This is a genomic window from Microbacterium sp. NPDC056736 (assembly GCF_042790415.1).
In the GTDB taxonomy this organism is placed as follows: Bacteria; Actinomycetota; Actinomycetes; order Actinomycetales; family Microbacteriaceae; genus Microbacterium.
Window position 1 is genome coordinate 275,721 of record NZ_JBHTZE010000005.1, and the last position, 9,672, is coordinate 285,392.

General features: G+C 73.1%; 6 protein-coding genes. 3 read left to right on the forward strand and 3 right to left on the reverse strand.

Annotation, left to right across the window (positions count from 1 at the left end):
• Window positions 1–31 precede the first annotated feature (31 nt).
• Both ACFRAL_RS12485 and ACFRAL_RS12490 read right to left on the reverse strand, forming a co-directional pair.
• A complete protein-coding gene (locus tag ACFRAL_RS12485) occupies window positions 32–3,388 on the reverse strand; it encodes a UvrD-helicase domain-containing protein (protein ID WP_378883344.1) in 3,357 nt (1,118 codons plus the stop codon).
• A gap of 2 nt (window positions 3,389–3,390) precedes the next feature.
• Window positions 3,391–6,579 carry an ATP-dependent helicase gene (locus tag ACFRAL_RS12490; protein ID WP_378883319.1) on the reverse strand — a complete coding sequence of 1,063 codons (3,189 nt, stop codon included), beginning with the start codon at window positions 6,577–6,579 and terminating at the stop codon, window positions 3,391–3,393.
• A gap of 157 nt (window positions 6,580–6,736) precedes the next feature.
• Here ACFRAL_RS12490 and ACFRAL_RS12495 point away from each other — a divergent pair, with 157 nt between their 5' ends.
• Together ACFRAL_RS12495 and ACFRAL_RS12500 are read left to right on the forward strand one after the other, a co-directional pair.
• Window positions 6,737–6,961: a DUF3107 domain-containing protein gene (locus ACFRAL_RS12495; RefSeq protein WP_045296833.1), complete on the forward strand. Its 225-nt coding sequence runs from the start codon at window positions 6,737–6,739 to the stop codon at window positions 6,959–6,961.
• A gap of 13 nt (window positions 6,962–6,974) precedes the next feature.
• Window positions 6,975–7,265: a hypothetical protein gene (locus tag ACFRAL_RS12500; protein WP_378883322.1), complete on the forward strand. Its 291-nt coding sequence runs from the start codon at window positions 6,975–6,977 to the stop codon at window positions 7,263–7,265.
• Window positions 7,266–7,292: 27 nt separating this feature from the next.
• Here ACFRAL_RS12500 and ACFRAL_RS12505 read toward each other — a convergent pair whose 3' ends face one another.
• Window positions 7,293–8,006 carry a ferritin-like fold-containing protein gene (locus tag ACFRAL_RS12505; protein ID WP_336396776.1) on the reverse strand — a complete coding sequence of 238 codons (714 nt, stop codon included), beginning with the start codon at window positions 8,004–8,006 and terminating at the stop codon, window positions 7,293–7,295.
• Window positions 8,007–8,223: 217 nt separating this feature from the next.
• Between ACFRAL_RS12505 and ACFRAL_RS12510 the strand changes: the two genes are divergently transcribed.
• Window positions 8,224–9,672 (forward strand): DEAD/DEAH box helicase (locus ACFRAL_RS12510; protein WP_378883325.1); only part of this gene is annotated, 1,449 nt, incomplete at its 3' end.

Sequence of the window (9,672 nt, forward strand, 5' to 3'; positions counted from 1 at the left end):
TCGCTCCGGACCCGGCACTCGCCCGTAGCTCTCAGCCGCGCAGGATGACATCCTCGGCGACGTAGTAGAGCGCGACGTCGATGTCCTCGAGCGGGACGCCGTGCTTGGCGTGGTACGCCTGCCGGTACAGCTCGAGCTGCAGCATCCGCTCGTCCTTCTCGGCCGCGGTGCGCGGTGCCACGCCCGTCTTCCAATCCACGATCTCGATGCGACCGCCGCGATCGGCCCGCCGGTAGACGGCGTCGAGCTTGCAGATGACGATGTGCGGCAGCCCGTCGGGCCCGGTGGTCGCGAAATCGATCTCGGTCTCGACCTCGATCGGCTGCAGCGGCGCCCACTCGGAGGCCAGGAACCGCTCGCGCAGGCGGTCGAGGGCCGCGGCGTCCTCGACGGAGGCCTCGGTGTCGGGCGCCTCGTCGTCCGTCTCCCAGAGCGCGTCGTCGATGGACCCGCCGAGCCCCACACGACCGGACCGCTGTTCGACCCACGCGTGGAAGAGCGTCCCCAGGCGCGTCTGGCGGAACGGGCGCTCGGGCATCGGGCGGGCGATGCTCGCCAGCGTGCCCTCCAGGTCGGCGACGTACTCCTTGTAGCGTGACGCGGCGATGCGTGTGGGGGCGGTGTGCACCGGGCGGGCGCGGCGGGCGTCCCGCTCGGCCAGCAGCAGCGCCGCCTGCGGATCGAGCGCCGCGCGAGGCCCGGCGGCGGCGTCGTCGACCGCCGAGGCCGCCTGTACGACGGCGGCGCGCCGCGCCCCGAGCGGGTCGATCGGCCACTGGAGCACCCGGCGCTCGCCCTGGTACGGATCCTCGCCCGGCTCGTCGTCGGAGAGGGTCACGCCCAGTGCCGCGGCGATCTCGGTGAAGAACGTGCTGCGGGCGCGGGGGCGCTTGGTGCCCGACCACGTGGCGCCCGTGAGGAGCAGATGCTCGCGTGCCCGGGTGACGGCGACGTACGCCAGGCGACGATCCTCCTCGAGCTGGCGCGCGCGGTTCGCCTCGATGAACGCCTCCATCGCCGCCTTCAGGTCCTGCTGCGTCTGCGCCGACCGCCACCCGAGCTCGGGGAGCCATGCGGAGTCTCCGCGGAACGTGAACGGCAGCACGCCGAAGCCCAGCCAGGCCTTCGTGTCGCGCGGCGCGCTGGGCAGCTCGTCCTTGACCATGCGCACCACGGCGACGGCATCCCACTCGAGGCCCTTGGATCCGTGGATCGTCAGCAGCTGCACCACGTCGTCCTCGGGCGGCTCGGTGCGCGGGGCGAACTCGTCCAGCTGCTCGGCGTGGTCGAGCCACGCGAGCAGGCTCGACAGGGACCCCGTCTCGTCGGCCGCCAGGAAGGCGTGCACCTCGTCGACGAACGCGCGCAGCTGCGCCGAAGCCACGCGGGCAGGACCTCGCGACTCGTTCGCCGCGAGCTCGATGTCGAGCCGCAGCTCGAGCTCGATCAGCCGCACCAGCTCGGGAATGGGCATCGCGGTCGCCTGGCGGAGGCCCGCGAACACCGACGCCGCATCGCGCAGCCGCTCCCTCGCGTCGGGCGTGAACCCCGACAGCCAGCCGTGGTCGGGCTTGTGACGCAGCACGAAGTCCAGCGCGTCCACGAGCGAGCCGTCGTCATCTCCGGCGCTCCCGCGGATGCGTTCGACCACCTCGGGCGCGAGCGGCTGCAAGGACGCATCGTGGCGGGCCAGGCGACGGGCGAGCGCCGCGAGCTCGCGCAGATCCGGCAGCCCGATCGACCACCGCGGTCCGCTGAGCAGCCGGATGAGGGCGGAGCCGGCCGAGGGGTCGCTGATCACCCGCAGCGCGCAGACGACGTCGACCACCTCCGGGGTGGAGAGCAGTCCCCCGAGCCCCAGGATGCGGTGCGGGATCCCGCGGCGCCCCAGCGCGTCGCCGAACCGCACCATGTGCTTCTTGCTGCGGAACAGGATCGCCCCGGTGGTGGCGAGGCCTGCCTGCGCTCGCTCGGCGCGGACGCGGGCGAACCACTCCGCGACCCGGTCGGCCTCGGTGTCGAGGTCGGCGTCGAAACCGAGCTCGACCAGCCCGCCCGGCGCGCCGGGACGCGCGCGGAGCTCCTGCACGGGCACCGACGCCGATGCCGCGAGCGGCGCAAGCACGGCGTTGGCCGCGGCCAGCACCGACGCGCTGTTGCGCCAGCTCGTCAGCAGCGAGTACCGGGCGCACGGGGCATCCGGCGAGAACGCCGCGGGAAAGCCGCCGAGGTTGCCGGCGCTCGCACCCCGCCACCCGTAGATGGCCTGGTGCGGGTCGCCGACGGCCATGACGCCCGTGCCCGCGAAGAGAGCGGCCAGGAGGTCGGTCTGCACGACCGAGGTGTCCTGATACTCGTCCAGCAGCACGACACGATAGCGTTCGCGCAGCTCGTCGGCGACGGCGCGGTGACTGGCCACCACCTCGAGCGCGCCCGCCACCTGGTCTGAGAAGTCGATGACGCCGAGACGCCGCTTCTCTGCGGCGTACTCGCGGGCGAGGTCGGACAGCAGCGAGAGCGCGCCGACCTTCTCGACGGCCTCGGCGACGTCGGCGTACACCGTCGTGCGCTTGTTCGTCGACGGCAGATCGCGCACGGCCTGGAAAAGCGCCGGGAAGGCGGCCAGTTCGTCGAAGTCGACGAGGTTGTCGACGCCGTCGCGCGCGATGCGCAGCGCCGCATCGACGATCGTGCGCACGGCCTCCGCCCGCACCTCGAGGCGAGGGTCGTCGGAGGCGAAGACGACCCGCCGCATGAGGAGCCACGCCGCGGACTCCGAGAGGACGGCGGCCTCGGCATCCCGTCCGATCCGCAGCGCATGCTCGCGCACGATCTGATCCGCGAAGCTGTTGTAGGTGGCGACGGTGGGGCGGTGCAGGAGCGCGTCCTCGGCCGACGACTGGGCCTGGGCGCCGACCGAACTCGCGAGCGCATCCAGCAGACGGTGCCGCTCGGCGGTGGCGCGGGCGCCCTCGACGCCCGATCGCTCGAGCTCGCCGAAGACGTCGAGGCGCCCGGCCTCGGCGAGCGCCGGAAGAGCCGGAAGCAGGCCGCGGCGCTCGAACTCGGCCAGGCGCGCGAGGCGCTTCTGGATCCGCTCGGCGAGCTCGCCCGCCGCCTTGCGCGTGAAGGTGAGGCCGAGGACCTCGTCGCGCCGCACGATGCCGTTGGCGACCAGCCAGACCACGCGGGCCGCCATGGTCTCGGTCTTGCCGCTGCCCGCGCCCGCGACGACGAGCGCCGGAGCCAGCGGCGCCTCGATCACCGCGGTCTGCTCGTCCGTGGGCGGGAACTGGCCGAGCGCCGCGGCGATGACCCGTGCGGGGAGGCGAGGCGTGGTGGTGGTCCCGGCGGGCGCCGTCGCCGCGGCGGTGGGCGGGTCGATCATCGTCACGACGCGCTCACCGCACCGATGGTGTGGATGCGGCAGAGGCCGTACGCGTGCTCGTCGCGGCAGTGCTCCTCGTACGGCGCGGTGAACGACTCGCCGCGCATGACCGAGACCGCCGCGCGGATGCGACCGAGGAACGCGTCGCGCCGTTCGTCGTCGAACGGCGGCTGCCAGGGCGTGGCGTAGTCGGCCTTGGTGGCCGTGGGCCGCAGGACCAGCAGCTTCGCGCCCCCCGGGGCATGGCCGCTCGCCGCGGGGATCGCCCCCGCCTCGAAGGCGAGCTGATAGGCCGCCAGCTGCGGGTTGTCGAGCACCTTGGCATCGGTCTGCGGCTCGCGCTTGCCGGTCTTCAGGTCGAGGATGACGACGCTGCCCTCGGGGGTCAGCTCGACGCGGTCGATGTACCCCGACAGCACGACGCGGTGCGGGTCGCCGCCGACGGGGTGGGCGTCGTCGTCGAGGGGGATGTCGACCTCGAAGTGCGGCTCGGCGCCGATGAGGGTGCCGCCGGAGTCCTCGAAGCGGCGCAGGTACAGGTGCAGCCTTCGCACGAGGTCGCGGGCGCGGGTCTGCTCGGCGCGGTCCTGCCACGCCGCCTCGAAGGCCAGCTCCCCCCAGCGCGCCTCGACCTCGGCCCAGAGCGATGTCTCATCGCTGCCGGCCGCGTGCTCGAGCGCCGCGTGGATGATCGTGCCGAGACCGGCCGTCGTGCTGCCCGGGTCGCCGCCCAGATCGCCGATGACCCAGTTGAGCTCGCATTCCTCCAGCGCGTGCAGCCGCGACGGCGACACCCGCACGTCCTCGCGCTCCAGGTCGCGCAGCGCGCCCGTCGAGGTGGGCGCGGCGATGCCGTACCACTCGCGTGGCGCCGCGCCGGGGACGCCGGCATCGGCCAGCAGCGCGAGCTGCTCGGCCGCCCGCGCCACCGACCCGACGCTCTGAGCGGGCACCGGCTGCGCCGGGACGAGACCGCGCATGCCGGCCGTGGTGAGCGTGCGGCGGTGGCGTGCGACCAGGCCTCGCAGCGAGACCGGGTGATCGAGGTCGAGCGGCTCGGGATCCGGCAGCAGCTCGAAGAAGACGCTCGGACCGGTGTCGTCGTCGTCGACGGCCGTGACGATCGTCAGGGCGGTGGCGCGCGACAGGGCCCGCGCCAGGAGGCGCAGCTCGTCGTGCATCGCGGCCCGGCGCCGGTCGAATGTGCCGATCGCCTCGCCGTCGGCGCGGCTGGCCGCATCGGCGAGGCGCCAGGTGTCGAGCAGGCTGCCCCGCAGGCGGGTGTTGGGCCACACCGCGTCCTGGACGCCGGCGATGACGACTGTGTCGAACTCGAGGCCCAGCGCACCGGCGGGTGTCATCACGCGGACGCTGTCGGCGCACGTCGGAGCCTCGAGGCGGTCCTCGGCGACGCCGCTGTCGAGGATCGACCGGACGAAGACCCGCGGATCGGCGTCCAGCGATCGCTCGACGAAGCGCTTGGCCGCCTGGAAGAGGGCGACGAGCGCGTCGAGGTCGCGGTTCGCCTGCTCGGCGAGCGGTCCGTTCCCGCGGGCGAGCTCGGACCAGGCGCGCTCGAGACCGCTCCTGTCCCACGCGGTCCACAGCAGCTCGTGGGCGGTCGCACCGCGCTCGAGGTCGTCGCGCAGCACGGCGAGGGTGCGCGCGAGGGAGGCCGCGCGGCGCGCCTCCCGCGTGTCGAGCACGTCGAACTCGATCGGCCGGCGCATGGCGGAGAGGATCAGGTCCCGCCCGGAGCGCTCGGGTTGCGCGGAATCGTGCGCCGGATCGACCGCCAGCCGCAGCTCCGCGTGACGGAGCACCGAGCGCAGCCGCCGCAGCTCGATGACGTCCAGCCGGCCGTAGGTGCCGACGAGCGCGGCGGACACGTCCTCGAACACCCATTCGTCCTGGGCCGCCAGCTCGATCAGGCGAAGCAGATCGGCGACCGGCCGGACGCTGCCGAGCGCGCGCCCGGGACCGCCGGCCCGCGCCGGCACCTCGCGCGCGGACAGCTCGGCCTCCAGGGCGGAGACCTGCCGGGTGTCGTGCGCGATCACGGCGCACGCGTGCCACGGTACGCCGTCGTGGACGTGCCGCTCCCGCAGCAGCCGGGCGATCGCGTCGTACTCCTCGGCCGGGGAGCGCAGCGTCAGGGCGCGCACCGATCCGTCGGGCTCGCCGTCGGCTCCCGTGCGCCGGTGCGAGACCACGCCGACGGCTCCGATGCGCTCGGTAACCCGGTCGACGAGCACACGCTGCCACGGTGTTCCGCGGTGGCCCTCCGACAGCACGTGCACCTCGCCCAGCGAGCCCGCCAGGCGGGCGAAGTTCTCCGGCGTCGCGCCGCGGAACGACCCCGAGCCGACGTCGGGGTCGCCGAAGGCCAGCACGGCGGCGCCGCGTGCGCGCACCGCTTCGAGCAGCTCGACGCCCCCGAGCGTCAGCTCCTGCGCGTCGTCGACGAGCACCACCCGGACCCGGTCGACGGCCGATGTGCCGGCGGGGGCGGTGCGCAGGAGCCCCACGGCCTCGCGGACGAGGCCGGCGGCATCGCGATGCGCACCGCGCATGCCGTCGCGCACCTGTAGGTACTCGGCGAAGAAGGAGGACAGCGCCACCCACGCCGGCAGCTCGTGGCGCTCGCCGAGGTCGCGCAGCCGACGCGGATCGATGCCGAGCGTCGTGCACTCGGCCAGGAACGTCCGCACCTCGGTGCGGAAGCCCGCCGTGCCGCGGATCGCCGGACCGAGCCAGTCGGGCCAGCGCGCCGCACCGGCGGCCTCGTCCTCTTCGTCGCCCTCGAGGAGGTCGCGGATGATCTGATCCTCGTCGCCGCCGGTGAGCAGCTGCGGCGGGTCGGCGTCGACCGCCACCGCGTGCGCCCGGACGATCTGGAACGCGTAGGAGGCGACCGACCGCGCCAGCGGTCCGCTCGTAGCCACCCGGACGGCCAGTCCGAGGCGGTCGCGCAGCGCCGTGGCGGTCTGCCGCGACGGCGTGAGCACCAGCAGCGAGTCGGGGTCGGCGCCGGCGTCGACGAGCGCCGCGACGCGGGCCACCAGGGTCGCCGTCTTGCCGGTGCCCGGTGCCCCGACGACGACACCCGAGGCGGTGGCGGGCAGCGCGATCACCGCGCGCTGCTGCGCGTCGAATGGGAGCGCCCCGCGCTCACCGCCTCCCGAGACCATGCCTCGACGGTAACGCGTGCGACCGACATCCGACCGTTCGCTCAGAGCGTTTCGGCGACGGCGGATGCCACGCGCGCGTGTCGTAGAGTTGCCATGCGCCCGGGGAGCCCTGAGCCTTTCAGCGAGCAACCGTCGCCCCGCGCAGGAGGTCAGTCACGTGGAGATCCGCATCGGCATCGCGAACACCGGCCGCGAGCTCAACTTCGAGACGAACGAGCCGGCGGCCGACGTGAAGAAGTCCGTCGCCGCAGCGCTCGACGCCGGCGCCACGCACGTCACGTTCGCCGATGCGAAGGGCAACTCGTACATCGTCCCCACCGCGGGGCTGGCGTACATCGAGCTCGGCTCCGAGGAGTCGCGGCGCGTCGGCTTCGTCGCCTGATCCGGAGCCCGGCGTGCAGATCCTCATCGCCTTCATCCTCGGCGCGGTCATCGGCACCGGCATCCACTTCCAGCTGCACCAGCGCCTGACACGCGGCGTCGCGCTCGCGCCGATGATCGGCGCGGTCTCCGCCGGCGCGGCGTGGGTGATCCTCACCTGGCTCGGTGTGGGCATCGACACCCCGTGGCCGTGGCTGGCGGCGCTGGTCGTCCCGATCGTCGTGACGTATCCCGCCGTCATCGCGGTGTCGCGCGCCCGCGTGCAGCACGACGTCCGCGAGAAGGCCCGCCTCGGCATCGGCTGAGCCGCCCCCTCGCCGCCGGCGCCGTCGTCAGGCAGCAAGGCCCATGGCGTCCATGCGCCGCGAGTGCGCGGCCATCAGCTCGGTGAAGACCGGCTCGACCTTCTCCTGTGCAGCGAGCCCGCGCGGGGTGGGCCGCAGCGCTGCGCGTGCGATCAGCAGCGTGTCCCCGACCAGACGGCGGCCCCACAGCGCCAGCAGCGAGCGCCACTCCGGGTCGCTGGAGATGGTCTCGGCGATCAGCTCGACGATCGCCTGACGATCGGAGTCCGCCAGCAGGATGCGCGCGACGCGGTCCCCGGTCTCGCCGTAGCTCGCCGACAGCGCGAGGTAGAAGTCGTCCAGCATGCCGGCGGTGATGTGTACGGACAGCAGGGTCTCCTGCGGCCGCACGCCGTGCGTCGCGGCGCGGAAGGCGTCCAGCGGCTCACGGAAGGGGCGCATGATCTCCGTCGGGTCGTCGCCCCGCTCCCTGATGAGCGCCACGAGCGCCTCGTGCTTGGTCAGGGCCGCGCCGGCGGCCCGCGAGACGGCCTCCTTCTCGGCGAGCTCGGGGATCGTCTGGATCTGCTCGGTCAGCGTCTCGAAGAAGCCGAGCTGCAGATACGCCGCCTGACCCAGGAACGTGTCGATGTCGGGCGCCAGCTCCTCGAAGTCGACGCGATTCGCGCCGCTGAGCTCGTCTCGCGAGCGGAGCTGGAGCTTGCGCCCCGTGTCGCGGCGCTCCCAGAACCACTTGACCATGCACGAAAGCCTACGAGGGCGCGCGCCCGAAAGCGTGCCCCGGGGGCACCTCGGGTATCGTGGGTGTCGTCCCCGGCGTCGGATCGGGGCGCCCGCGCCTGTGGGAAAGAAGGGCGTGGACCGCACTTCCGCCCGCGCGGCGGCCTCGACGAGGCCGGAAACCGCGCCCGGGCGACACCAACCCAGGCAGCATCCCACTGCCGGACAGGCACATATCGTGACGACCTTCGCCGAACTCGGCGTCGATCAGGACATCGTCGACACCCTCACTGCGAAGGGCATCGTCGACGCGTTCCCCATCCAGGAGCAGACGATCCCCCTCGGCCTGCCCGGCCAGGACATCATCGGCCAGGCCAAGACCGGCACCGGCAAGACCTTCGGCTTCGGCATCCCCGTGGTGCAGCGCCTGGGCCCGGACCCGGCCCACGGCGTGAAGGCGCTCATCGTGGTGCCCACGCGCGAACTGGCCGTCCAGGTCTACGAGGACATGGACATGCTGACCTCGAACCGCTCGACGAGCGTCGTGGCCATCTACGGCGGCAAGGCCTACGAGGGCCAGATCGACCAGCTGAAGGCGGGCGCCCAGATCGTGGTGGGCACCCCCGGTCGCCTGATCGACCTCAACAATCAGCGCCTGCTGGACCTCTCGAACGCCACCGAGGTGGTCCTCGACGAGGCCGACAAGATGCTCGACCTCGGCTTCCTCCCCGACATCGAGAAGATCTTCTCGAAGGTCCCGGCGGTCCGTCACACGCAGCTCTTCTCCGCGACCATGCCCGGTCCGATCGTCGCGCTCGCGCGGCGGTTCATGTCCAACCCGATCCACATCCGTGCGACGGACCCCGACGAGGGCCTCACGCAGGCGAACATCCGCCACCTCGTGTACCGGGCGCACTCGCTCGACAAGGACGAGGTCATCGCCCGGATCCTGCAGGCCGACGGTCGGGGCAAGACCGTGATCTTCACGCGCACGAAGCGGGCCGCCCAGAAGCTCGTCGACGAGCTCAGCGACCGCGGCTTCAACGCCGGCGCGGTGCACGGCGACATGAGCCAGGAGGCGCGCGAGCGCTCGATGGCGGGCTTCAAGGCCGGCAAGAAGGACGTGCTCATCGCGACGGACGTCGCCGCGCGCGGCATCGACGTCGACGACGTCACCCACGTCATCAACCACACCATCCCCGACGACGAGAAGGCCTACCTGCACCGCGCGGGTCGCACCGGCCGTGCCGGCAAGACCGGCATCGCCGTGACGTTCGTGGACTGGGACGACCTGCACAAGTGGGCCCTCATCAACCGCGCGCTCGAGTTCGGTCAGCCCGAGCCCGTCGAGACCTACTCGTCGAGCCCGCATCTGTTCACCGATCTCGACATCCCGGCCGGCACGAAGGGGCGCATCGTGACCGCCCCGAAGACCCAGGCCGTCCGCGTCCAGCCCGAGAGGGCTGCGGATGCCGCCGCCGAGGTCGAGACGAACGGGCAGGCACCCGCGCGCCGGCGTCGCCGGCGTCGCTCGGGCGGCCAGGACGAGCGTGTCGGCTCGACGTTCGAGAGCGACGGGGACGGCCCCAAGACGTCGCGGGACCACGCCGCGCAGAGCGGCGACGCCGATCGCTCGTCGGAGGGCGGCGGGACGCACGACGGCGGCGGCAAGGAGCACCACGACGGC

Bases quoted from the DNA above. Each gene is read 5' to 3' on its own strand.
- ACFRAL_RS12505 (WP_336396776.1), bottom strand. From the start codon at position 8,006: ATGGTCAAGTGGTTCTGGGAGCGCCGCGACACGGGGCGCAAGCTCCAG.
- ACFRAL_RS12485 (WP_378883344.1), bottom strand. From the start codon at position 3,388: ATGATCGACCCGCCCACCGCCGCGGCGACGGCGCCCGCCGGGACCACC.
- ACFRAL_RS12490 (WP_378883319.1), bottom strand. From the start codon at position 6,579: ATGGTCTCGGGAGGCGGTGAGCGCGGGGCGCTCCCATTCGACGCGCAG.